We start from the raw sequence: 22,630 nt of genomic DNA, 5'->3' as shown, positions 1-22,630 counted from the left end.
CGTTTTAGAAATGAAGTATAAAAAGATTACACTAATTGTTTCAATGCAATCTCAAAAGCAGTTGCACTGATATTTGTTTTTGATGAGCTTAAAGCATGCGCTTTAACAATCGCATTTTTAATCGTTTCAGAAGTATCATTAAAAATAGCCTCATCTGTCATTTGAACTTTTTTCTCCATGAAATAAGCAAAAACTCTCGCCATTCCGCAGTTTGAAATGAAATCAGGAATTAAGCTTACTTTATGATCCACTTCTTCCATAATTGATCCGAAGAAAATTTCTTTGTCTGCAAAAGGAACATTTGCACCACACGAAATAACTTCTAATCCATTTGCAATTAAATTATCGATCTGCGCTTGAGTAACTAATCTTGAAGCGGCGCAAGGTGTGAAAATTTCAGCACCAATTGTCCAGATTTTAGAATTGATTTCTTCAAACGGAATCATATTATCGGCAACTAATTTATTTCCATCTTTATTTAAAAACAACGTTCTGATTTCTTCGAAAGAAAAACCTTCTTCCTTAATCAATCCCCCGTCACGGTCAATAATTCCGATAACTTTTGCGCCCATTTCGGCTAAATAAAAAGCAGCGAGCAGATCCAACATTTCCAAAACCTTGAACGATTGCTTTTTTCCTTTAATGTCACCTCCATAAATAGAATAAAAATGACGAACCGCTTCAGCAACGCCGTAACCTGTGATCATATCGGCAACAGTATATTTTCTAGTTACATCTGGAGAGAATTTCGGGTTTTCAATTACTTTGATAACACCTTGGCGCAATTGTCCAATTCTATTGATTTTATCAGCTTCAGTTGGTTTGAAATGTCCGTTGAAAACACCTTCCTGCGGATGCCAAACACCACATTCTTCTGTCATTGGAATTACTTCGTGAATCTCATCAACATTTAAATCGCCTCCAGTTCCGTAATAGCTTTTTAATAAAGGTGAAACAGCTTTGTACCAACGCTGTAAAACGCCTTTTTTGCGAGGATCATTTGGGTCAAAATTTATTCCAGATTTAGCGCCTCCAATTGCTGGTCCAGAAACTGAAAATTTAACTTCCATAGTTTTAGCCAAAGATAAAACTTCGTTCATATCTAAGCCTTTTCTCATTCTAGTTCCTCCGCCTGCCGCACCGCCACGAAGTGAATTAATCACAGTCCATCCTTCTGCTTCTGTTTCAGAATCTTTCCAGTTAAACACAATTTCAGGTTCCTTATTTTCAAATTGTTGTAATAAATCTTTCATTTTGTTGAGATATGTTTATTTTGCGTAAAAGTATAAAATAGAATAATGCGAATAATGTATTTTATTGCAAATTTAATGAAAGAAAAAAAGAAAGCCGAAAACTATAAGGTTTTCGGCTTTCGATATTCGAATATTTTTAAGAAATTCAGAATTATATTCCTAATAAGTGTTTTTTCAAAGTTTCGTCAACTGGTTTGTCTGAAAGCCAGATTCCGAATAATGCTTGTTTGAAATCAAATCCTGTGATTTTTCCTTTTGGAACATCGTTTTTGATTACGTTAACTGTTTGATCAAGCGGATTGTAAAACAAAATAAATACGTCTTTCTCGGTAATAGGATCACTTAATAATGTTTTGAACTGCTCAATTCGTGGGCGCAAAGCTTCAAGATTGCTTCCAGCAGATTTTTCAAAACCTGTATTCATTGCTTTTGTTAGTTTGTTTGAAGATACCATAGAAGAGGTGATTTCGATTCTCACAGCCATTTCAGTATCACTATCAATAATGAATTTTGGATCTTGGCTTAATTGTGATAAATAAAGTGCTTGAACATAAACTTCCAACCACATTTTTGATCTTCCTCCAGCACCATTTAGCCGCATTGTTTTATTTTGAACTTCAATTTTTCTCGGTACTGTAACGCCGTTTACTTCTAACTGAGTTTGCGCCGAAACAGTCGAAAACTGCACACTAAATATAAGTGCAAATAATAGTAAAATCTTTTTCATACTTCTATCGATAATTTTTGTTTTTTGGCAAAAATACTTTTAATTTCTAAATTTTGCTCTCTAAAAATACATGTTTTTTATTAAAGTATATTAATTTTTTAAAATGTATTTCTTTCATAATCAATTTAGTAAGACTTGCTTTACGTACATTTACGTGTTCCCGAACCGGTTGCGCTTTTTTTAGTCAGTAATTTTCTAAAACTTTAAAAAAACGTCTTTTTTATGTGCAATTATATTCTTAAATTTTAAAGAAAACGTTGCAATATTGATGCTTGTCTGTTCAAAATCCAGAATAATTACGAAAACGTTATCGTAATTATTGATTATCTATTAATTTTATATGCACGCATTGTTAATTTGGGTTTTAAAAATTATCTTTGGAAGCCTTTTTAAGCAAAAAACAAAAAAAATACAAAAACAAATTATTTTCATTTTCAACAATTTGATTATGGATTTAGAAAAACAATAAACTAACTACATTATGGATTTTAATCTTACCGAAGAGCATTTGATGATTCAACAAGCGGCAAGAGATTTTGCTCAAAATGAATTATTGCCTGGAGTTATTGAACGTGACGAAAAACAAATTTTTCCAACTGAGCAAATCAAAAAAATGGGTGAGCTTGGATTTATGGGAATGATGGTTGACCCAAAATACGGCGGAAGCGGACTTGATGCTATTTCATATGTAATTGCTATGGAAGAAATCTCTAAAGTTGATGCATCAGCTTCTGTAGTGATGTCTGTTAACAATTCATTAGTTTGCTGGGGACTTCAAGAATTTGGAACCGAAGAGCAAAAACAAAAATATTTGCCAGGTTTGGCTTCAGGACAAATTCACGGAGCATTTTGCTTAAGTGAGCCAGAAGCTGGAAGTGATGCTACTTCTCAAAAAACAACTGCTGTTGATATGGGAGATCACTATTTGGTAAACGGAACAAAAAACTGGATTACTAACGGAAATACAGCTTCAGTATATTTAGTAATTGCTCAAACGCATCCTGAATTAAAACATAAAGGAATCAATGCGTTGATTATGACGAAAGATATGCCAGGTTTTTCTATTGGTCCAAAAGAACAAAAAATGGGAATCCGTGGTTCTGATACACACTCTTTAATGTTTAGTGATGTAAAAGTTCCAAAAGAAAACAGAATTGGAGAAGATGGTTTCGGATTCAAATTTGCAATGAAAACTTTGGCTGGAGGAAGAATCGGAATTGCTTCTCAAGCTTTAGGAATTGCTTCTGGAGCTTATGAATTGGCTTTGAAATATTCTAAAGAACGTAAAGCTTTCGGAACTGAAATCTGCAATCATCAGGCAATTGCTTTCAAATTGGCCGATATGGCTGTAAATATTGAAGCGGCACGTCATTTGTGTATGAAAGCGGCTTGGGATAAAGATCAGCATAAAAACTACGACGTGAGTGGTGCGATGGCAAAATTATTTGCTTCGCAAGTAGCAATGGATACAGCTGTTGAAGCGGTTCAAATTCACGGAGGAAACGGATATGTGAAAGAATATCATGTTGAACGTATGATGCGTGACGCAAAAATCACTCAGATTTATGAAGGAACTTCTGAAATTCAGAAAATTGTAATTTCAAGATCAGTTATCGCAGGATAAATTTAGATTTTCATCAGAATAGATATAGAAACCCTTTCAGCTTATTGAGCTTCGAAAGGGTTTTTTGATTTTTTTGTTACTTTTCAAAAACAAAATATTTAAAAGCAATTGTCTTTTGTTAAATGAAAACCATCATCTTTATGAAAAAGCTTTACTTTCTTTTTGTTCCGTTAGCTTTATTAGGCTGTAAATCGAGCCCTTCTCCCATTAATGAAACTGCTGAAACTTCAAGTCCGAAAAAAATAGAAATTAATTATAAAGTAAGTGAATCTGAAGTTTCAGATTTCTTGAAATATCTTTCTTCGGATGAATTAGAAGGACGCGAAACAGGGACAAAAGGAATTGAAAAAGCGGCGGTTTTTTTAGAAGATTTCTTAAAAAAGAATAATGTTAAACCTTATTTTGCTTCGTATCGCGATACACTGACTAATTTTAAATTGCCAGCGTATAATATTGTTGGAGTTTTAGAAGGGACAGATCCTGTTTTGAAAAAAGAATTTGTGGTTTTGAGTGCACATTATGATCATATTGGAAAAGAGAAAAAACAGCAAGCCGATGTTATAAATAATGGTGCTAATGATGATGCTTCGGGCGTGACAGCAGTGGCTCAGATGGCGGAATATTTTGCGAAAACAAAATCGAATAAACGAAGTATTCTTATTGTGTTTTTTGCAGGTGAAGAAAAAGGATTGCTAGGCTCTAAAAGTCTTGTTCCAAAATTAAAAAAGAGAGATTTTAATTTATACACACAGCTGAATATTGAAATGATAGGCGTGCCGATGAAGCGCGATTTTTTGGCCTACGTTACTGGTTTTGACAAATCAAACATGGCACAGAAAATCAACGAATACACAGGGAAAAACACCATTGGATTTTTGCCGAAAGAAGCAGAATATAAATTGTTTTACAGATCAGATAATTATTCATTTTTTGAAGCTTTTGGAAAACCTTGCCAATCGATAAGTACTTTCGATTTTGAAAATTTTGAATTTTATCATCATGTTTCAGATGAATTCAAAGTAATGGATATTCCTCATATTACTGCATTTGTGCAAGAATTATTGCCGGCGGTGACTCAGATAGCGATTACTTCAACGAAGGAAATTACAATGAATTAATAACGCGACCTTTTATTGGTTTTGTTTATTTTTGCAACATGAAAAATATTATCGTTACAGGAACCAGCCGAGGAATTGGATATGAATTGGCATTACAATTTGCAAATGCTGGCCATCAGGTTTTGGCAATTTCCCGAAAAATACCGCAATCTTTATTAGAGCATCAAAATGTTACGTGTCTTTCAGTTGATTTGGCAGATGAAAGTGCTTTGACTGAAGTAAATCATTTTCTGTCGTCGACTTGGAAAAAAGTGGATGCAGTTGTTCATAATGCCGGAGCTTTAATTTGGAAACCTTTTGCAGAAACTACCCAAGCCGATTTTGAAAATATATATAAAGTAAATGTTTTCGCAGTAGCAAATCTTACCAGAATTTGTCTTCCCTATTTGCAAAAAGGAAGTCATGTCGTGACCATAAGTTCTATTGGCGGTGTTCGAGGAAGTTTGAAATTTGCCGGTTTGGTCGCTTACAGTTCTAGTAAAGGCGCTGTAATCACTTTAACTGAATTATTAGCCGAAGAATATAAAGAAAAAGGAATTTCATTTAATGTTTTAGCTTTAGGTTCTGTACAGACAGAAATGTTGAATGAAGCTTTCCCAGGTTATCAGGCACCAATTTCTGCCGAAGGAATGGCGAATTATATTTATGATTTTACGTTGAACGGAAATAAATATTTCAACGGAAAGGTTTTAGAAGTTTCTTCTACTAATCCTTAATTAATTATGAATTATGAGTTATGAATTATGAGTTATGAATTATGAGTTATGAATTATGAGTGAAAGTATTATGAAAACCAAAAGTTTTGAATTAGCTATAAGAGGAGTTAATTTTTATAAATGGTTGGTTGCTGAAAAGAAAGAATTTGTAATGAGTAAGCAGTTTTTGCGTTCAATTACATCGGTTGGTGCAAATGTTCGGGAAGCCGTGAATGCTCAAAGTAAAGCTGATTTTATTCATAAATTATCAATTTCTCAAAAAGAATGTGATGAGTCTATGTATTGGCTGGAAATATTAATTGCAACGAATTATATTTCTAAAGCTGAATTTGAATCGATGCACAATCAATGTGAGGAAGTGCTAAAAATCATAAAAAGCATAATTATAACGTCAAAGAAGAAACTTATAACTCATAACTAAAAACTCATAATTCATAATTACATTGAGCGAAACTTTAGCAAAATACATTCCCGAACACGCTGTAAAGCCTGTTTTTGATTTGATTGTTTCAAATCAGGTGCATTTGAAAATTGTAAATGAGCGTCAGACGCGTCATGGCGATTATCGAAGAGGACCGAGTGGAAAACATGAAATTACCGTTAATGCAAGTTTGAATAAATATCGCTTTTTAATTACGCTTATTCATGAAATTGCGCATTTAGTAGCATTCGAAAAATTTGGGCGAAATATAAAACCACATGGCAATGAGTGGAAATATACTTTTCAGCGTTTGATGGTTCCGTTTATTCGTCCAGAGATTTTTCCGAGCCAGATTTTGCCTTTGCTGGCAAGGCATTTCAAAAATCCATCGGCGAGCAGTGATACTGATACTACTTTGTCATTGGCATTAAAACAATATGATTCAAACAGTGACAAAAATTATATTTTTGAAATTCCATACGGAAGTGTTTTCCGAATTAAAAATGGTAAAGTTTTTAAGAAATTAGCCGTTCGCACAAAACGTTTTGAATGCATCGAAATAAGCACAGGCAAAACCTATCTTTTTAATCCAAATGCTGAAGTTGAGCTTATAGATTAAAGGTTTACATATATCAAAATAGAAATTCCAAATTCCAATTTTATGTAAGATTGGAATTTGGATTTTTTGTTGGAATTTGTCATAAGAAATTTAATATTAATTTCAAGTGTATTTTGTTCTACATGTGTAGAATTAGTATATATTTGAAAAAATTAATTTTTTATGAAAAGAATATTACTCAGCTTATTTTTTGTGTTGGTTTTTTCAAATTTTGTTTTAGGACAAGAGACTTCTAATTTGGAAAAAGAAGAAAAAACGAATCCGATTATTTTTTTTGAAGGTTTTGGCGGACCATCAGTAGTAAAGAATCTTGGCGTTTCTGGCGGTGTTGGACTCAATTATCAATTGGGAGAAAGCCTGTTTACTTTTAGATATATTAATTCGGCTGGATACAGAAGGAAAAATGATGGCGCGGTTATTATTGCGCCATCCGTTTACAAGTCAGAAGATAATGTTGAGCTTGCCTTAATGTACGGTAGACGTTGGGTAAAAGAGCATCATTCCTATAGTATTTCAGCGGGAATTAGCCGAAATAATTTGGAATTAGAAAGCCGTGATCTTGACGGAATTCGCACAGTCTCAACTATAGGTTTTTATGGATTTCCTTTTGAAGCCAATTATAAAAGATTTTACTCAAAAAAAAGATCTAATTTGATATATAATGTTTTAATTCCGAGTGTCGGTTTTAAGCTTTTTGGCGATATTGGGAAATATACTTTTGTAGGTGTTGGTGTATCAGTAGGTTTTGGATTGTGTAAACACTACTAAAAAGAAAATCCCAATTTCCAATTAAGATAGTTGGAATTTGGGATTTTATCCCGAGGCTTCGGGATGAGATTTAAAAGGTTTTAGCCTTTCAAATAAGCTTCTCTTACTTTTTTAAATAGGTTTGAAGAATAAACAAACTTCACAATGTCTTTGTTGTCAGTTCTAAAGATTTCTTCTTTATTTCCTTGCCATGCTTTCAAGCCTTTTTTTAGAAAAACGATATTTTCACCAATTTCCATTACAGAGTTCATATCGTGTGTGTTGATAACGGTTGTAATGTTGTATTCTCTAGTGATTTCTTGAATTAAGTTGTCAATCAAAGTTGAAGTATTCGGATCTAGACCAGAGTTTGGCTCATCACAAAATAAATACTTTGGATTGTTTACAATAGCACGTGCAATAGCAACACGTTTCTGCATACCTCCAGAAATTTCAGAAGGTAATTTTTTATGAGCATCGATCAGATTTACTCTTTCTAAAACAAAATCAACACGTTCTTGAATTTGAGCTTTGTTTTTGTTAGTGAACATTCTTAGTGGGAATGCCACATTTTCTTCAACGGTCATCGAGTCAAATAAGGCACTTCCCTGAAATACCATTCCGATTTCAGTTCTTAACTCACGTTTTTCATCTTTATCCAAATCTGAATAAACTCTTCCATCAAATTCAATTGTTCCCGAGTCTGGCGTGTGAATTCCCAATAACGTTTTCAATAAAACTGTTTTTCCAGATCCACTTTGTCCGATAATCAAGTTGGTTTTTCCAGTTTCAAATACCGTCGAAACGCCTTTTAAAACTTTGCTGTCGCCAAACGATTTTTCTATGTTTTTTACTTCTATCATTATCCTAATAATAATTGAGTTAATATATAATTTAGAAGAATAATAGTAACAGATGTCCATACAAATGACGTTGTACTTGCCTTACCAACTTCTAATGCGCCACCTTTCATGTAATAACCATGAAAAGACGGAATCGTTGCCAATAACATGGCGAAAATTAAAGTTTTGATAAAGGCATACGTAATATGAAAGGGTATGAAATCTTTTTGAGCTCCCATAATAAAATCGGCACCAGTCGAAAATCCTCCGTAAGCACACGCAAGCCATCCTCCAAAAATTCCTAAAAACATACTAATCCCGATTACAAATGGATACATTAATAAAGCTATAATTTTTGGGAAAACAAGATAATTTACTGAGTTAACTCCCATAACTTCTAAAGCATCAATTTGCTCTGTAACGCGCATTGTTCCAATACTTGAAGTAATGTAAGATCCCATTTTTCCGGCCATAATTACCGAAATAAAAGTAGGAGCAAATTCTAATACTACAGATTGACGTGTAGCGAAACCAATTAGGTATTTTGGAATTAAAGGGTTTGTTAAGTTCAGCGCTGTTTGAATGGCAACAACTCCTCCGATGAAAAAAGAGATAAAGCAAACAATTCCAAGAGAGTCAATAATTAAATCGTCGATTTCTTTGAAAATTAAATTTTTCATAACAGGCCATTTGGTCTGTTTATTAAAAATTTCTTTCAGCATTAAAAAATATTTCCCTATTTGGGATAAATAACGAATTAGCATCATAGTTTTTGAAATATTGGCTAAATTAAGGATTAGTTTACAGTTTACAGTTTCAGTTTACAGTTTTTTAATTTTTTTAAGATTAAAAAAGCTTCTGTTTCATTTTTTGAAAACGATAGTTTCTAATAAATTTAGCTTGTTCCGGAGTTACTAATAAAGGTGTTTTGGCTTTTTTTGCTTTCCAAAAACCTCTTATATAATCTAAAAATAAAAATGGTTTTTTCTTCATCATGGCCAATTTTGCCGATGCAATTGCCGTAATCCAAAAACCATATCCTATTGTGTAAAAAGCTTCGCCTTGTTTATAACGAGCTGTTTTGTTGTAATTTGCGCCTGTTGGTTTTAAATGTTTTACATGTAAAGATTCATCGGTAACGATTTTCCAGTCGTAATATTTGCAAAGTAATTCGTCAACGGTATCCCAGCCCATTGCAGGACGTAAGCCACCAATTTGCTTAAAAGTTTCTTTTCGATATGCTTTTAAAGCGCCACGAATATGATCTTTATCGGTCAAATTTTCCAAAACCCATTTTCCATTTTTATCAATGTAGCAGAATCCGCCAGCCATTCCAATTCTTGAATCTGAATTAAAATGTTTGATGATAGTTTCAAAATAATTTGGAGGAAAAATTAAATCGCCGTCTATTTTTACAATAATATCATAATCAGAATCCAGTGTTTCAAAGCCTTTTTGAAAAGCCTGAATGACTTTGCTTCCTGGCATATGAATTGCATCTGAAGTTTTATTAACAACAGAAATGTATGGGTTTTCCTTTGCAAAACTTAGCACAACTTCTTCTGTTTTATCAGTCGAATTATCGTTTACAACGACAACTTTTGAAGGCAAAACGGTTTGAGAAACTAGAGATTGTAAGGTCAAGCCAATTAAATCTTGCTCGTTGTGCGCGGGAATGACGATGTAATATTTCATTAAAAAAGTTTAGTCCCGAAGCTTCGGGATTAGATTTTAGATTTTAGATTTTTACTTTATCTAAAATCAGAAATCCAAAATCGTTAATCTGCAATCTTATTTCTTTACTTTTTCCGCAACAACAAGATAATATCTCGGAGTGAAATATCTTAATAATGGTCTAAGTCCAAGTTTTTTTACTGGATGTGTAAATTGTAAACGATCTGTAATTTTCCAGCCTGTTTTTTCTAAAAGCCAGTCCAATTGCCAGTCTTCAAATTCGTGATAATGTCTGTCCCACATATCTGTTTTAGAACGATATGCCGGAGAAAACCATAAACGTAACGGAATCGAAATTAACAATTTATCACATTTTACGTTTTCTAAAACCGTGTACGGATTCAATAAATGTTCGAAAATTTCAAATGCTGTAAAAACAGTATATTCTTCTGTTTGTAAAGCAGTGTGGTCATTATCTAAATCTTCGCCTTTTGTATTTTTTACGGTATAACCATTTTCTTCCATTATTTTAGAGAATGGATTTGGAACTCCAAAATCAAAAATGGTTTCAGATGTGCTAACGTGTTTTTGCAAAAATTCTAAAGTAAGTTTGAATCTTTTATTCGGAAATGTTTTTTCGTACATTTTATAGTTTTTAACAACAAGGCGCAAATATACAAAGTTATCTTCTTTCTTGTTTTTTTAATTGGAATGAAAATAGAAGTGTTTTAATGGAAGTTTGCAATCAATCTCTCGCAAAGACGCGAAGTCGCAAAGTAATTATTTTAAAACTTTGCGACTTCGCGTCTTTGCGAGATTAAACTCGGCTTAAAAAAGCTTAATTTATTTTAGTACTACTTAATATCGATACACAAAAGCATTAATATTCATTCCTGCCCCAACTGAAGCAAAAATTAGAACATCGCCTTTATTTATTTCTTGACCTTCGATTTTTCCTTGAAGGATTAAATCGTATAATGTTGGAACAGTTGCAACACTGCTATTTCCTAAATCATGAATGCTCATTGGCATAATATCTTTTGGTGCAGTTTTATCATAAAGTTTGTAAAAACGTTCGATAATAGCTTCGTCCATTTTTTCGTTTGCTTGATGAATAAGAATTTTTTTGACTTCGCTGATATCGATTCCGCTTTTGTCAAGACAGCTTTTCATGGCGCATGGAACGTTGCTTAAAGCAAATTCATAGATTTTACGGCCGTACATTTTGATGTATTTTGTATCTGGATCTAAATCTGGATTGTATGATTTTCCGAAGAAAAGGAAATTTGCTTCATCAATAGCAAAAGTAGCGCTTTCGTACGCTAACAATCCAGCCTCGTCCGTTGAAGCTTCTAAAATTGAAGCGCCAGCACCATCAGAGTAAATCATTGAATCGCGATCGTGATCATCTACAACTCTTGACAAAGTCTCAGCTCCAATAACTAAAACTCTTTTTGCCATTCCCGATTTGATGAATGCATTGGCTTGCAAAACACCTTCAATCCATCCTGGGCATCCGAAGATAATATCATAAGCAACACATTTAGGATTTTTGATTCCTAATTTATGTTTAACTCGTGTTGCCAAACTTGGCAACATGTCAGATTGTGTAGTTCCGATTTTTACATCTCCAAAGTTATGAGCAATGATAATGTAGTCTATAGTTTCGGCATCAATTCCGGCGTTTGCAATTGCTTTTTCAGCCGCAAAAAACGCTAAGTCAGATGCTGTGTATTGCGGTTCGGCGTAACGACGGTTTTGAATTCCGGTAATGCCTTTGAATTTTTTAATAACAACTTCGTTCGGATAACCAAAAGGAGTTCCATCTTCATTTAAAAAAACATGTTTGTCAAAATCTGTGTTTTTTACTTCTAAATTAGGAATATAGCTCCCAATACCAATAATTTTTATTTTCATTTTTCCCGTAATTATCCGATAAATTTGGTGCTAAAATAGAAATAAAATCATGATAACTATCATAAAAAATACTATGCATGCATATAATTGTGAAATAAAAGATTTTTCAATGATAAACTGATTATTTTCTAATGATTTTTTAATTTTTCCGAGATTTCAAACGTTTGAGATTGATTTGGAAGCTTATTTTTATTTTGCTCTTTTATTTTGGAATGTTATAAAAATAAGTAAAGTTGTAGTTAATGTTATAAAAAGAGAAAGTGTCGTTTTTTTGGGGTTCAGGTTTCAAGTTTCACGTTATGTGTAGAACTTGAAACCTGAAACCTGAAACAAAAACAAAACCCGACAGGTTTTTAAAATCTGTCGGGTTTGAATAATATGTAAAGAAAACTAATTCTTAGTTCTCCATATAAGCTTCAATAGGAGCACAGCTACAAACTAAGTTTCTGTCACCGTAAGCATCGTCAACGCGACGAACAGATGGCCAGAATTTATTGTCAGCGATGTAATCTAATGGATAAGCCGCTTTTCCTCTAGAATAAGGGAAATCCCAAGAATCAGAAGTTAACATTGCTAATGTGTGAGGAGCATTTTTCAATACGTTATTTTTGTCATCAGCTGTTGCGGCTTCTATTTCTTTTCTAATTGAAATAAGTGCATCACAGAAACGGTCTAACTCAGCTAAATCTTCAGATTCAGTTGGTTCAATCATTAAAGTTCCAGCAACTGGGAAAGAAACCGTTGGAGCGTGGAAACCATAATCCATTAAACGTTTCGCGATATCACCAACTTCGATTCCGTTTTCTTTAAATGCACGGCAATCTAAGATCATTTCGTGAGTCGCTTCTTCCACATTCTCCAGTATAAAGAATAGGGTAATGACCTTCGAAACGAGCTTTCATGTAATTTGCGTTTAAGATCGCATGCTCTGTAGCGCTTTTTAATCCTTCAGCGCCCATCATTGTGATGTAGCCGTAAGAAATTAAACAAACCAAAGCAGATCCGTAAGGCGCAGATGAAATCGCAGTAATCGCTTGCTCGCCACCAACATTTAAGATTGGGTTTGTTGGCAAGAACGGAACTAATTTCTCGTTCACACAAATTGGCCCAACTCCAGGTCCGCCACCACCGTGAGGAATAGCGAAAGTTTTGTGTAAGTTTAAGTGACAAACGTCAGCACCAATTGTAGCAGGATTTGTTAATCCAACTTGCGCGTTCATGTTTGCACCATCCATATATACTAATCCGCCGTTTTCGTGGATTAATTTTGTGATTTCGATAATTGAAGATTCGAAAACTCCGTGAGTAGAAGGATACGTTACCATTAAACAAGATAAATCGTCTTTATGCTCAATCGCTTTTTCTCTTAAATCTTCTACGTCAATATTTCCTTCTGGAGTCGTTTTCGTAACAATGATTTTCATTCCAGCCATCGCGACGAGAAGCAGGGTTTGTTCCGTGAGCCGATGATGGAATCAAACATACATTACGGTGTCCTTCGTTTCTTGACATGTGGTAAGCACGAATCGCCATTAAACCTGCATATTCTCCTTGAGCTCCTGAGTTTGGCTGTAGTGTTGTTCCAGCAAATCCAGTAATTACATTTAATTGTTGCTCTAATTTTTTAAGCATTGTTAGGTAACCTTCAACTTGGTCAACTGGTGCAAATGGGTGAATGCTGTTCCAGTTTGGCATTGAAAGAGGCAACATTTCTGAAGTCGCGTTTAATTTCATTGTACAAGAACCTAATGAAATCATCGAGTGATTCAATGATAAATCTTTACGCTCTAATTTTTTGATGTAACGCATTAACTGACTTTCTGAATGATGATTGTTGAATACATCATGCGTCAAGAAAGAAGATGTTCTTTCTAATGAAGCCGGTAATTGACTTCCAGTAGATAACTCAGAAACCGTAACAGTTTCTTTTCCTAAAGCTTCAGCAAAAATTGCAATGATTTGGTTGATGTCTGCAACAGAAGTTGTTTCGTTTAATGAAATTGAAACTGATTCTGCATCAGGATAGAAAAAGTTTACTTTGTTATTCTCAGCAACTGCTTTCACTTTTTGAGCGTCAGCTTTTACTAAAATAGTATCAAAGTAAGCAGTGTTGATTTGGTAAACTCCTAATTTATTTAAAGCTTCAGCAGTAGTAACTGCAGAAGCGTGAACTTTATTTGCAATGTATTTTAATCCTTCTGGTCCGTGGTAAACTGCGTACATTCCAGCCATAACTGCCAATAAAACTTGAGCAGTACAGATGTTTGAAGTCGCTTTTTCACGCTTGATGTGTTGCTCACGAGTTCCTAAAGCCATACGTAAAGCACGGTTTCCGTTTGCATCAACAGAAACTCCAATGATACGGCCCGGCATAGAACGTTTGTATTCGTCTTTAGTTGCAAAATAAGCGGCGTGAGGACCACCGTAACCCATTGGTACACCAAAACGTTGTGTTGTTCCCACAACTACAGCAAGCACCCATTTCTCCAGGTGAAGTTAAAGTTGCAAGTGATAAAATATCAGCGACAAAAGCAACTTTGATTTCGTTTTCTTTTGCTTTAGCAACAAAGGCGCTATAATCGTTTACTTGACCGTATTTTCCTGGATATTGTAAAATCGCTCCGAAAAATTCATTTGAAAAATCAAATGTTTCATGGTTTCCAACAACTAATTCAATTCCAATTGGAGTTGAACGTGTTTGAAGTACAGATAAAGTCTGAGGTAAAATTTCTTCAGAAACGAAGAATTTGTGTGTATTGTTTTTCTTTTGATCTCTCGTACGAACGTCAAATAATAACGCCATAGCTTCTGCGGCGGCAGTTCCTTCATCAAGTAAAGATGCGTTTGCAATTTCCATTCCAGTTAATTCGATAACAGTAGTCTGGAAATTCAAGATTGCTTCAAGACGACCTTGAGCAATTTCTGCTTGGTAAGGCGTGTAAGCTGTGTACCATCCTGGGTTTTCAAAAATATTTCTTTGAATTGGAGCCGGAACGATAGTTGGGTGATACCCCAAACCAATGTATGATTTAAATGTTTTGTTTTTCTTTCCTAATTCGCGAATATGATTTGCAAATTCGAATTCTGTCATTGCAGGATCTAAATTCAAAGGCGCTTTTAAACGAATATCGTCCGGAAGGGTTTCATAAACAAGTTGTTCAATCGAGTCAACACCAATTGTTTTCAGCATGTGCTGAAGATCAGTTTCTCTTGGACCAATGTGTCTTAAAGCAAAAGCATCTGTTTTCATGTAGCTATCTAAATTTTTTAAATTAATGTGTTCGTACACCATTTTGACATACGAATCACATTTAAAAGTAAATGTGTTGTTTTTTTGTGGCGCAAAATTAAGTATTATTAATAATTTAACGGGTATTTTTAACTTCATTTTTTATCAAATTTCTAACTAATGATATGATTTGTTAATAAATGATTAGATTTGAGATATGAAACTTCTAAAACAAATATTCGATTTTTATTTGAACAGCAGTATTCACGTGGCTTTGTCGTGTTATGCTTTGGTGCATATTACGTTTCATGTATTTCATATTCAGTACGATGCACCAATGGCATTGTTTGCTTTTTTGGAACAATTGTAGGATATAATTTCGTAAAATATGAAGCTTTGTTTCGTGCAAAGAAACTTCAGGTTAGAAAACAGCTCAAAATTATTGCCGTTTTAAGTTTCATTTCGCTCATTTTGGTTGGCTATTATTTTTTCCATTTAAAACGAATTACGCAAATTGTCTCTGTTGTTATTTTTTTGATTACAGCGCTTTATACACTTCCTTTTTTTCCAAATAGAAAAAATGCTAGAAATTGGGCAGGTGTAAAAATTTACATTGTAGCACTTTGTTGGGTTGGCACTACTTTAGTTTTACCGCTTATAAATGCCGAAATGCTGTTTACATTTACCTTCTTCATCAAATGTATTCAGCGTTTTGTATTGGTTTTTGTTTTGATTTTAGTTTTCGAAATCATCGATTTAGCCAATGACGATCCGCATTTGCAAACTGTTCCGCAGACAATCGGCGTAAAACGAACTAAAATTTTAGGACTTTCGCTTCTGGTTCCGTTTTGGGTTTTGGAGTTTTTTATTTCGACCTTTAATTATCATGATGTTTTTATTAATTTGATAATGGTCATCACGCTGATGCTTTTTATTGTTTTTGCCAATCCGAATCGTTCCAAATATTATACTTCTTTTTGGGTTGAAGCTGTGCCGATTTTTTGGTGGCTGATGGTGGTTTTTCTATAAAATGCTTTGGGCGTGCCACCATCCCGATAAAAGGGCAAATTCTCTTTGCGTTTATACGCCCTTTTATCGGGATGCTGTCGGGCTATCCGTTTCAAGTCCTCGCACTTCCTTCGTCAGGCTGTGGGCTTTCCACTGCTATCCCTCACGCAATTCGGAAATGAGAAAATTCGTTTTCATAATTTAATATTTTTTATTTCGATAAGCATTGCCAATGGTTTCAAGCATTGGGACGCTTTCCTTACCTAACGTTTCGCGACGTTTCATAACGTTTCCCTCGGTTGAAACCGCGGGCTATGTTTGAAATTTGGAGTTTGAAAAAAATGAATTTTCATCTAATTGGTTTTCTGAATTGCCTCAAGCTTTAGCTGGAGGTTAAAAAAAATGCCTCCAATAAAGGCTTTAGCCAAATGACAAAGTTTGGCTGAAGCCAAGAATATTCAATTCTGATTTACCTCCAGTTAAAACTAGAGGCAACTGAACTTGTTTTTTTATTTCGATAAATATTGCCAATGGTTTCAACCATTGAGATGTTTTCTTCTCACAACGTTTCCTGCGGTTGAAACCGCAGGCTATGTTTGGAATTTGAAACGAAGAATTTTCATTTAATTTAGTCAAATGACAAAGTTTGGCTAAAGCCATGAATATTGAATCCTTAATTCACCTCCAGTTAAAACTGGAGGCAAATAAATTTGATTTTTTTATCTGCTAAAATTTGTAGAATCTGCGTGAAATAAAATCCAATCAAATATTTTTCTCTGAAATCTCTTTCAAAACCTTATTTCTTTCTAAAAGAAAATTCGTCAAATGTCTCTTCAAGAACAAAACATCAAATAACTTCCCGAAAATCCCAAACGGAGTTGCATATTGCAATTTATCTTTCATAATGGTAAAACCATTTTCTTCCTGAAAAAAATGTTCATGTTTGAACGATTTGAATTTGCCTTTTTCCATTTCGTCAACAAAATAATCATAAGGATTCATTACTGTTATTCTACTTTTGTGTGTGAAATAAAATCCAAAATGCTTTCCTTGCCAAGTTACGGTTTCTCCAAAATTTATTAAACTAGAAGTTACTCCAGCAATTGCTTTTTCTTTTGAAGGACTTGCTGATTGTTGATGAATATCGATATTTCTTGAAGCATCAAAAACGATTTGTTTTGATGCTTTTATTTTGGTAGTTAAGTTTATAGTGGTCATGATTATTCTTCAGGTCTATATTTTAAATCGAACACCAATCCACTAATAATTGATGAAATTGAATAAGATAGAGCAATGAAGTATGAAATATTTCCTTCTATAAATGCTGTTGTTATAAATATTCCAATTATTGTGAGTGATATTAAAATGATTTTTAGAGTTAAACTTGATGTATTTTTGCTAGAGAAATGATGATAAACGAAAGCGTATGCAATATAAGTTGGTATTGAAAAGATAATACTGACAACGAATATTATTGGAAACATTTCCAATAGACCAACTGATTGATAATTCAAAAGAAGGGCTAAAAGTGAAATTATTTGTGCAATTATGGGGCCTATAATCAAAGTAAAAATCCAATGCTTGAAAAAATAACCCCAGTTTATATTTTGTGTTTTCATTTGTTTAATAAATTTTTAAATGCTTCATCAATATCCCCAAACTTAAATTCAAACCCATTTTCTAAAAGTCTTTTAGGAATCACATTTCTACTTTTCAAAACCAATTCCGTTTCAGTTCGAATGAAGAAAGATCCAATTTCCAGAAAGAATGTATTCAACGGAATTCCAAAAGGAAAACCAACAGCTTTTCGAAGTTTTTCCATAAAATCAACATTTCGAATTGGAGTAGGAGAAACAATATTGATAATACCAGACATTTCTTTTTCAATTATAAAATCAACAGCATCGGCAAAATCATCTTCGTGAATCCAACTTACAAATTGATTCCCTTTTCCTTGTTTTCCTCCAAAACCAATTTTTGCCAAAGTCTTTAACGGAATAAAAGCGCCACCATTTTTCCCTAAAACAATAGAAGTCCGCAAAGCTGTTTTTAAGGTATTTGGAGTTTCGGTTTTAAAGAATGCTTTTTCCCAGGAAAGCGCTACGTTTATAGAAAAATCATTTCCAATTTCGCCATCAACTTCATCCATTTGTTTGTCTAATGAAAAACGATAAATAGTGGCTGTTGATGAATTCAGCCAATGTTTCGGAGGATTCTTGCAATTCAAAACCGCTTTATTCAGGATTTTTGTACTGTCAATTCTCGACCAAAGAATTTCTTTTTTATTCTTTTTCGTATAACGGCAATCAACCGATTTTCCTGCTAGATTAATTAAAACTGTAGCATTTTCCAATTCCATTTCCCAACCAGAAAAAGTTTTGGCATTCCAGTTTACATATTTAATTCCGTCAATTGTCTGTGATTTTTCTCTTGTTAGAATTACAATTTCTTCAAATTTATTTTTGAAATGATTGATTAAAACCTGTCCGAGAAAACCGGTTCCAGATGCTATTATAAGTTTGCTCATTGGTGTAATTTTATAGCCACAAATTCACGAATTATTTTTTAGATTCAGTTTATATTAATTCGTGAATTCGTGGCGGACTTTTTTAATTAAGAATAAAAACTAATGCAAGAATTCTATATAAAATCCAGTGTAAGATAAGTAAAAAGGAAGTTTTAAAAGTTTTACCCTTCTCAAATGTTCCAAAAACATAATCAAAACCGTTACTCCAAACCAACCCAAAATAATCATTTCTGGAAGTGGAACAAATTGGCTTAAAATCAAAATCGGACTTAAAATTAAACTTCCCATCAAAGAAACCGTCATTAAATTTCCTGCGTAATTAAGAATCGTTTGTTTGTCAAATTTCGTCAGAAGTAAACCTTGAAAAACAATTTGTCCAAAAGCTAAAATGAATTCTCTCAAAATATTTGTTTTCGGTAAAATCGGAATCAAATTTGAAAATCCGAACAAAACAAAAGTTGTGATTGTTAAAGCAAATCCGATAAACAGAAATCTGTATTTGTAATTGAAATCGGGAGTGCATTGCAATTTGTTTTCCTCTTTTACATTTCCCGGAATAATTACTTTTCTATTATAAGAAACAAAAGAGTACATTTTCTTCAGAACATAATGGACAGGTTTTATAGTTGCAATTTTTTCAATTACAGGAAAAGAAAATCCAATGACTTTTATAAGACTGTCAATTCCGTAAATCACCGTTTGAGTTTTATTATCAATCAAAGCAATTTCGTTTGGAGCACGTTTTAAATCCACAAAACTTTGCTCTTCGGCAGATAACTGACAGTAAGATTTTCTTCCGTTTTCATCGAGCATTCCGCTTTTGACAAATCCAGTTGTATACAAACTGCAAAGCGGACAATCTTCATCATAAAGCAAGGTTTGGTTTTCTAACGTTTTCATGATTTTTGGTTTTAAAGATGAATAGTTTTATGCGTATAATTCTTCTTGTGCAGGAATCAACTCAATTTTTCTTTTATTCTTTACTGTAATTTTTGATCCTTTAGCCAAGAAAACTGACGCTGGTTTTTGAGTTTGAAGAAATCCAAAATCGCGTCCATAATTTTTTTCGAAATCAATATCAATTCGGTGATTTAAAACCTCAAATTGTTCCCATCTTGGGTGCGTCACTTCGTATTCAAAAGTTGTTTCTTCGTCAATTTTGGTATATCCGAAATAATGTTCTGTGATAAATTCAGCTTCAGAGTCAATTTCAATTTTGCTTAAATCTTTTTTGGTTTCAATTTCAATTGTATTCCATTCTTTGTCATTCTTCCATTGATAAATGAAAGTACTGCTGTTTTCGTTTTCAATAATTTCATGTCTCATTTTCTGAGTTTCATAATGTTCCTGATACAAAGTATTGGCAATAAAAGTGATGGCTTTTTTAGGAACAATTTCTTTGATGAAAACTACACCGCGTTTCCATTCACCATTTTCGAAACGTTTGACATAAAATCTCAAATTTACTTCTTCAAAATGGACATGAAATGGAACTTTCAATCCTAAAACTTTGGTGTTTTTAAACATAAACCCAACCAAACTGACATAACATTTGTTGTTCCAAATATCTATTTCAGTTCCTACAGGAAGATATTTTTTTAATAGTTTAGCATCAACTCCATAATTGAAAAGTGCTAAGTTTTTCCATTCTGCTTTTAAGAAGTTCATTGGTGTGCTTTTTTATAGATTATAAATTCAGAATTCTCGGCTGAGTTCATATTCAGCAACTATTTTTCTCATTATTACATAGAAATAAATTGCAATTGACATAGGAAAAACTACCATTAAAGACCATTCTATTGCATCATTTGAAGTTGGAAAATAGTTATGTTGTACATAAAATAAAACAAGTTCAGAAATTGTTACGATCCAATAAATAGATAAGTTTCTTTTTGCATAATCTGATTTATGGTACATTTTGACTGTTAAATAAATAGCTGAAATTACCTGAATAATTCCCAAAGGGATTTGTGCTAACATTCCAAGATATATTGTTAGGAATAAAACTAAGGTTGTACACAATGCAATTTTGTTGATTTTTTTAAGTGTTTTCATAACTGTTTGTTGTTTTTAAACTTTCAGAAAAAAATGAAAGTTTTGATTAAATTTTTTATTTCATCATTTTGATGACTAATTTTCCTAACCAATTTTCGTTAAATTCAGTCATTTTATCTAACATATTATCCGCTTTTAAAACGAAATCATACAATTTAGTAGTCTGATCTACAAAGTGTTTTTCCTCAGCTGATTCACTAGCTTCAATTGTCGAAACTTCTTTCAAGATTTTAAGCGCTGGTTTAATTTCTCTTTTGCTTCTTTCTCTGGAAATTTTTGATGCCAATTCATCTAAATCTTTTTCGGCAGTAAAGAATTCTTTTCTTTCGCCGGCTTTAAATTCTTTGTAAACAATTCCCCAATCCATTAAAGCTCTTAAGTTCATGCTCGCATTTCCTCGGGAAATTTGCAACTCTTCCATGATGTTTTCCATAGAAACAGCTTCGTTTGAGACCATTAATAAAGCGTGGATTTGTGCCATCGTTTTATTAATTCCCCATTGAGAGCCTAATGCTCCCCAAGTCTGAACAAACTTATTTTTTGCTTCTTTGAATTCCATAGATCAAATGTAAGTAAAAGTTTTTAAACTTTCAAAAATAATTGAAACTTATTTAGCGAATTATAAAGTTATGTTAATTCAAGTCACGTAATTGTTGATTAAGTAATGAGAAAATTATTTTTGTAAAAATCACATTTATGGAATTATACTACACATTTTCGGTGCTAATTGTATTGGCATCATTCTTTGCCTATTTGAATTTAAGATTTTTAAAACTTCCAGGAACTATCGGAATCATGATTATTGCCATGTTGGTTTCTGTTGGAATTCGTCTTTTGGGAGATTCTTATTTTCCTGCAACGACAAAGCATTTTTTTGATTTGATAAAAGAATTTGATTTCAACGAAATCCTGATGGGAGCAATGTTGAACTTTCTTTTATTCGCAGGAGCTTTACACGTAAACATGTTTGATTTGAAAGAACAAAAAGTTCCTATTATGATTTATTCGACGGTGAGTGTCGTTTTATCAGCTTTAATTATATCTGTTCTGCTTTATAATATCGCACCATTTTTAGGAATCAATATACCTTATATATTTTGCTTAGTTTTCGGAACTTTAATTTCACCAACCGATCCAATCGTTGTTTTGGGAGTTTTAAAAGAAGCCAAAGTTTCTAAAAGAATAGAAACTAAAATTGTTGGTGAATCACTTTTTAATGATGGAGTAGCGGTAGTAATGTTTGCAGTGGTTCTTAAAATGGCAACTGATCCAACATTTGATGCTACGTTTGGTTCAATTAGTTGGTTGTTTATCAAAGAAGGAATTGGCGGACTTTTATTGGGAACAGTTTTCGGATTTACTGCTTCGAGAGTCATGAAGAAAATAGACGACTATAAAGTTTCAGTTTTAATTACACTTTCTATCGTCACAGGAGGATTTTTGGTAGCTCAGGCATTACACGTTTCTAGTCCGTTGGCAATGGTTGTTGCTGGTTTGATTATTGGAAATTATGGTAAAAAAGTTGCCATGAGCGAAGTCACAAAAGATTATCTGGGTAAATTTTGGGAACTTATCGATGAAATCCTGAATGCCGTTTTATTCTTATTTATAGGTTTTGAATTGTTGTTACTTCCAAATTTGGACAAACAATTATTGACAGGTATTGTTGCCATTTTTATTGTGTTGTTTTCAAGATTAACGTCGATTGTTTTACCGTGGAAATTCTTTGATATTTTTAAGTTCTTCGGAATCAAATCGGCTTACAACAAAGGTTCTTTGATGGTTTTAGTTTGGGGTGGAATCCGTGGTGGAGTTTCAATTGCTTTAGTGCTTTCTATGCCGGAAGGAGAATATAAAAACCTTTTACTTGAAGTAACTTATATTGTGGTATTATTTTCAATTGTGGTACAAGGACTGACGGTTGGTAAATTAGCAAATAGAGTTTTAGAAAAAGAGTAAAGGAATATCATAGGAAAGAGTTTCAAGAATAAAGATTTTATTTTTTGAACCATTTAATAAAAGACTTGCAAAAAATATTTGTAGGTCTTTTTTTTGATCTGTCTTCGATTGAATATTTTTTTAAACACATTGTTTTTTGAAAGATTTTTCTTGATTTTAATCTTTAGTTTAATTTTGCGACTAAATAATAGTTG

At 33.1% G+C, this 22,630-nt stretch carries 22 protein-coding genes and 2 pseudogenes; 8 read left to right on the top strand and 16 right to left on the bottom strand.

The genetic code is table 11. From position 1 onward, the window contains the following. Window positions 1-26: 26 nt before the first annotated feature. Together ACQ9BO_RS26760 and ACQ9BO_RS26755 are read right to left on the bottom strand one after the other, a co-directional pair. The gene (locus ACQ9BO_RS26760; protein WP_431243139.1) at window positions 27-1,253 is read right to left on the bottom strand and encodes a Glu/Leu/Phe/Val dehydrogenase dimerization domain-containing protein; all 1,227 of its coding nucleotides are present in this window, start codon (window positions 1,251-1,253) and stop codon (window positions 27-29) included. 151 nt (window positions 1,254-1,404) lie between these two features. After that, on the bottom strand, window positions 1,405-1,980 hold the full coding sequence (locus tag ACQ9BO_RS26755; RefSeq protein WP_431243138.1) for a chalcone isomerase family protein: 576 nt from the start codon (window positions 1,978-1,980) through the stop codon (window positions 1,405-1,407). 481 nt (window positions 1,981-2,461) lie between these two features. Between ACQ9BO_RS26755 and ACQ9BO_RS26750 the strand changes: the two genes are divergently transcribed. The 6 genes from ACQ9BO_RS26750 to ACQ9BO_RS26725 all read left to right on the top strand — a co-directional run bounded on the left by ACQ9BO_RS26750 (window position 2,462) and on the right by ACQ9BO_RS26725 (window position 7,246). Then, window positions 2,462-3,604, top strand: a complete 1,143-nt coding sequence (locus ACQ9BO_RS26750) for an acyl-CoA dehydrogenase (RefSeq protein ID WP_132989062.1) — start codon at window positions 2,462-2,464, stop codon at window positions 3,602-3,604. A 140-nt stretch (window positions 3,605-3,744) separates the two neighbouring features. Continuing rightward, the gene (locus tag ACQ9BO_RS26745; RefSeq protein WP_431243137.1) at window positions 3,745-4,722 is read left to right on the top strand and encodes a M20/M25/M40 family metallo-hydrolase; all 978 of its coding nucleotides are present in this window, start codon (window positions 3,745-3,747) and stop codon (window positions 4,720-4,722) included. A gap of 38 nt (window positions 4,723-4,760) precedes the next feature. Beyond that, the gene (locus ACQ9BO_RS26740; protein WP_431243136.1) at window positions 4,761-5,438 is read left to right on the top strand and encodes an SDR family NAD(P)-dependent oxidoreductase; all 678 of its coding nucleotides are present in this window, start codon (window positions 4,761-4,763) and stop codon (window positions 5,436-5,438) included. 55 nt (window positions 5,439-5,493) lie between these two features. Continuing rightward, the gene (locus ACQ9BO_RS26735; protein WP_431243135.1) at window positions 5,494-5,859 is read left to right on the top strand and encodes a four helix bundle protein; all 366 of its coding nucleotides are present in this window, start codon (window positions 5,494-5,496) and stop codon (window positions 5,857-5,859) included. 22 nt (window positions 5,860-5,881) lie between these two features. After that, entirely contained in the window at window positions 5,882-6,478 is a 597-nt protein-coding gene (locus ACQ9BO_RS26730) for a SprT-like domain-containing protein (protein ID WP_431243134.1), read from the top strand. A 162-nt stretch (window positions 6,479-6,640) separates the two neighbouring features. Continuing rightward, window positions 6,641-7,246, top strand: a complete 606-nt coding sequence (locus ACQ9BO_RS26725) for a hypothetical protein (protein WP_431243133.1) — start codon at window positions 6,641-6,643, stop codon at window positions 7,244-7,246. Between the two features lie 80 nt (window positions 7,247-7,326). On the opposite strand, the gene ACQ9BO_RS26720 is transcribed toward ACQ9BO_RS26725, so the two are convergent. From ACQ9BO_RS26720 to gcvP, 6 genes and pseudogenes are all read right to left on the bottom strand, one after another. Further along, the gene (locus tag ACQ9BO_RS26720) at window positions 7,327-8,088 is read right to left on the bottom strand and encodes an ABC transporter ATP-binding protein (RefSeq protein ID WP_035650552.1); all 762 of its coding nucleotides are present in this window, start codon (window positions 8,086-8,088) and stop codon (window positions 7,327-7,329) included. Next, the gene (locus tag ACQ9BO_RS26715; RefSeq protein WP_012022541.1) at window positions 8,088-8,834 is read right to left on the bottom strand and encodes an MlaE family ABC transporter permease; all 747 of its coding nucleotides are present in this window, start codon (window positions 8,832-8,834) and stop codon (window positions 8,088-8,090) included. Before ACQ9BO_RS26715 ends, ACQ9BO_RS26720 begins: the two co-directional genes overlap by 1 nt. 79 nt (window positions 8,835-8,913) lie before the next feature. Continuing rightward, on the bottom strand, window positions 8,914-9,762 hold the full coding sequence (locus ACQ9BO_RS26710) for a glycosyltransferase (protein ID WP_431243132.1): 849 nt from the start codon (window positions 9,760-9,762) through the stop codon (window positions 8,914-8,916). A 96-nt stretch (window positions 9,763-9,858) separates the two neighbouring features. After that, entirely contained in the window at window positions 9,859-10,386 is a 528-nt protein-coding gene (locus ACQ9BO_RS26705) for a methyltransferase (protein ID WP_431243131.1), read from the bottom strand. 213 nt (window positions 10,387-10,599) lie between these two features. Then, window positions 10,600-11,658, bottom strand: a complete 1,059-nt coding sequence (locus ACQ9BO_RS26700; protein ID WP_431243130.1) for a 3-oxoacyl-ACP synthase III family protein — start codon at window positions 11,656-11,658, stop codon at window positions 10,600-10,602. Between the two features lie 397 nt (window positions 11,659-12,055). Continuing rightward, window positions 12,056-14,908, bottom strand: a pseudogene (gene gcvP / locus ACQ9BO_RS26695) (aminomethyl-transferring glycine dehydrogenase). Between the two features lie 196 nt (window positions 14,909-15,104). Here gcvP and ACQ9BO_RS26690 point away from each other — a divergent pair. Continuing rightward, window positions 15,105-15,916: pseudogene (locus ACQ9BO_RS26690) on the top strand (hypothetical protein). A 399-nt stretch (window positions 15,917-16,315) separates the two neighbouring features. Here ACQ9BO_RS26690 and ACQ9BO_RS26685 read toward each other — a convergent pair. The 8 genes from ACQ9BO_RS26685 to ACQ9BO_RS26650 all read right to left on the bottom strand — a co-directional run bounded on the left by ACQ9BO_RS26685 (window position 16,316) and on the right by ACQ9BO_RS26650 (window position 21,036). Continuing rightward, entirely contained in the window at window positions 16,316-16,555 is a 240-nt protein-coding gene (locus ACQ9BO_RS26685) for a hypothetical protein (protein ID WP_431243129.1), read from the bottom strand. Window positions 16,556-16,657: 102 nt separating this feature from the next. Next, on the bottom strand, window positions 16,658-17,113 hold the full coding sequence (locus ACQ9BO_RS26680; protein WP_431243128.1) for an SRPBCC family protein: 456 nt from the start codon (window positions 17,111-17,113) through the stop codon (window positions 16,658-16,660). 2 nt (window positions 17,114-17,115) lie between these two features. After that, entirely contained in the window at window positions 17,116-17,514 is a 399-nt protein-coding gene (locus ACQ9BO_RS26675; RefSeq protein ID WP_431243127.1) for a hypothetical protein, read from the bottom strand. Beyond that, window positions 17,511-18,422: a TIGR01777 family oxidoreductase gene (locus tag ACQ9BO_RS26670; protein ID WP_431243126.1), complete on the bottom strand. Its 912-nt coding sequence runs from the start codon at window positions 18,420-18,422 to the stop codon at window positions 17,511-17,513. The genes ACQ9BO_RS26675 and ACQ9BO_RS26670 overlap by 4 nt, the downstream gene beginning before the upstream one ends. Window positions 18,423-18,521: 99 nt before the next feature. Continuing rightward, entirely contained in the window at window positions 18,522-19,322 is an 801-nt protein-coding gene (locus ACQ9BO_RS26665; RefSeq protein WP_431243125.1) for a hypothetical protein, read from the bottom strand. A 27-nt stretch (window positions 19,323-19,349) separates the two neighbouring features. Then, a complete protein-coding gene (locus tag ACQ9BO_RS26660) occupies window positions 19,350-20,090 on the bottom strand; it encodes a YqjF family protein (RefSeq protein ID WP_431243124.1) in 741 nt (246 codons plus the stop codon). Between the two features lie 27 nt (window positions 20,091-20,117). Next, a complete protein-coding gene (locus tag ACQ9BO_RS26655) occupies window positions 20,118-20,477 on the bottom strand; it encodes a hypothetical protein (protein ID WP_431243123.1) in 360 nt (119 codons plus the stop codon). A 55-nt stretch (window positions 20,478-20,532) separates the two neighbouring features. Beyond that, window positions 20,533-21,036 carry a GbsR/MarR family transcriptional regulator gene (locus ACQ9BO_RS26650; protein WP_431243122.1) on the bottom strand — a complete coding sequence of 168 codons (504 nt, stop codon included), beginning with the start codon at window positions 21,034-21,036 and terminating at the stop codon, window positions 20,533-20,535. A 137-nt stretch (window positions 21,037-21,173) separates the two neighbouring features. On the opposite strand from ACQ9BO_RS26650, the gene ACQ9BO_RS26645 reads away from it, so the two are divergent. Then, window positions 21,174-22,436, top strand: coding sequence for a cation:proton antiporter (locus ACQ9BO_RS26645; protein WP_431243121.1), 1,263 nt, complete (start codon window positions 21,174-21,176; stop codon window positions 22,434-22,436). Window positions 22,437-22,630 lie beyond the last annotated feature (194 nt).

Origin of the sequence: Flavobacterium sp. P21 (genome assembly GCF_050632225.1) — a bacterium.
In the GTDB taxonomy this organism is placed as follows: domain Bacteria; phylum Bacteroidota; class Bacteroidia; order Flavobacteriales; family Flavobacteriaceae; genus Flavobacterium.
Note: the sequence above shows the minus strand (reverse complement) of the source record. Positions and strands in the feature narration are given on the sequence as shown.

What these genes read in the sequence shown, in the direction of transcription:
- ACQ9BO_RS26675 (WP_431243127.1), bottom strand. Translation starts at nt 17,514, where the DNA reads ATGAAAACACAAAATATAAACTGGGGTTATTTTTTCAAGCATTGGATT.
- ACQ9BO_RS26665 (WP_431243125.1), bottom strand. Translation starts at nt 19,322, where the DNA reads ATGAAAACGTTAGAAAACCAAACCTTGCTTTATGATGAAGATTGTCCG.
- ACQ9BO_RS26705 (WP_431243131.1), bottom strand. Translation starts at nt 10,386, where the DNA reads ATGTACGAAAAAACATTTCCGAATAAAAGATTCAAACTTACTTTAGAA.
- ACQ9BO_RS26655 (WP_431243123.1), bottom strand. Translation starts at nt 20,477, where the DNA reads ATGAAAACACTTAAAAAAATCAACAAAATTGCATTGTGTACAACCTTA.
- ACQ9BO_RS26680 (WP_431243128.1), bottom strand. Translation starts at nt 17,113, where the DNA reads ATGACCACTATAAACTTAACTACCAAAATAAAAGCATCAAAACAAATC.
- ACQ9BO_RS26650 (WP_431243122.1), bottom strand. Translation starts at nt 21,036, where the DNA reads ATGGAATTCAAAGAAGCAAAAAATAAGTTTGTTCAGACTTGGGGAGCA.
- ACQ9BO_RS26670 (WP_431243126.1), bottom strand. Translation starts at nt 18,422, where the DNA reads ATGAGCAAACTTATAATAGCATCTGGAACCGGTTTTCTCGGACAGGTT.
- ACQ9BO_RS26685 (WP_431243129.1), bottom strand. Translation starts at nt 16,555, where the DNA reads ATGGCTTTAGCCAAACTTTGTCATTTGACTAAATTAAATGAAAATTCT.
- ACQ9BO_RS26710 (WP_431243132.1), bottom strand. Translation starts at nt 9,762, where the DNA reads ATGAAATATTACATCGTCATTCCCGCGCACAACGAGCAAGATTTAATT.
- ACQ9BO_RS26740 (WP_431243136.1), top strand. Translation starts at nt 4,761, where the DNA reads ATGAAAAATATTATCGTTACAGGAACCAGCCGAGGAATTGGATATGAA.
- ACQ9BO_RS26720 (WP_035650552.1), bottom strand. Translation starts at nt 8,088, where the DNA reads ATGATAGAAGTAAAAAACATAGAAAAATCGTTTGGCGACAGCAAAGTT.
- ACQ9BO_RS26700 (WP_431243130.1), bottom strand. Translation starts at nt 11,658, where the DNA reads ATGAAAATAAAAATTATTGGTATTGGGAGCTATATTCCTAATTTAGAA.
- ACQ9BO_RS26735 (WP_431243135.1), top strand. Translation starts at nt 5,494, where the DNA reads ATGAGTGAAAGTATTATGAAAACCAAAAGTTTTGAATTAGCTATAAGA.
- ACQ9BO_RS26645 (WP_431243121.1), top strand. Translation starts at nt 21,174, where the DNA reads ATGGAATTATACTACACATTTTCGGTGCTAATTGTATTGGCATCATTC.
- ACQ9BO_RS26745 (WP_431243137.1), top strand. Translation starts at nt 3,745, where the DNA reads ATGAAAAAGCTTTACTTTCTTTTTGTTCCGTTAGCTTTATTAGGCTGT.
- ACQ9BO_RS26725 (WP_431243133.1), top strand. Translation starts at nt 6,641, where the DNA reads ATGAAAAGAATATTACTCAGCTTATTTTTTGTGTTGGTTTTTTCAAAT.
- ACQ9BO_RS26760 (WP_431243139.1), bottom strand. Translation starts at nt 1,253, where the DNA reads ATGAAAGATTTATTACAACAATTTGAAAATAAGGAACCTGAAATTGTG.
- ACQ9BO_RS26755 (WP_431243138.1), bottom strand. Translation starts at nt 1,980, where the DNA reads ATGAAAAAGATTTTACTATTATTTGCACTTATATTTAGTGTGCAGTTT.
- ACQ9BO_RS26715 (WP_012022541.1), bottom strand. Translation starts at nt 8,834, where the DNA reads ATGATGCTAATTCGTTATTTATCCCAAATAGGGAAATATTTTTTAATG.
- ACQ9BO_RS26660 (WP_431243124.1), bottom strand. Translation starts at nt 20,090, where the DNA reads ATGAACTTCTTAAAAGCAGAATGGAAAAACTTAGCACTTTTCAATTAT.
- ACQ9BO_RS26750 (WP_132989062.1), top strand. Translation starts at nt 2,462, where the DNA reads ATGGATTTTAATCTTACCGAAGAGCATTTGATGATTCAACAAGCGGCA.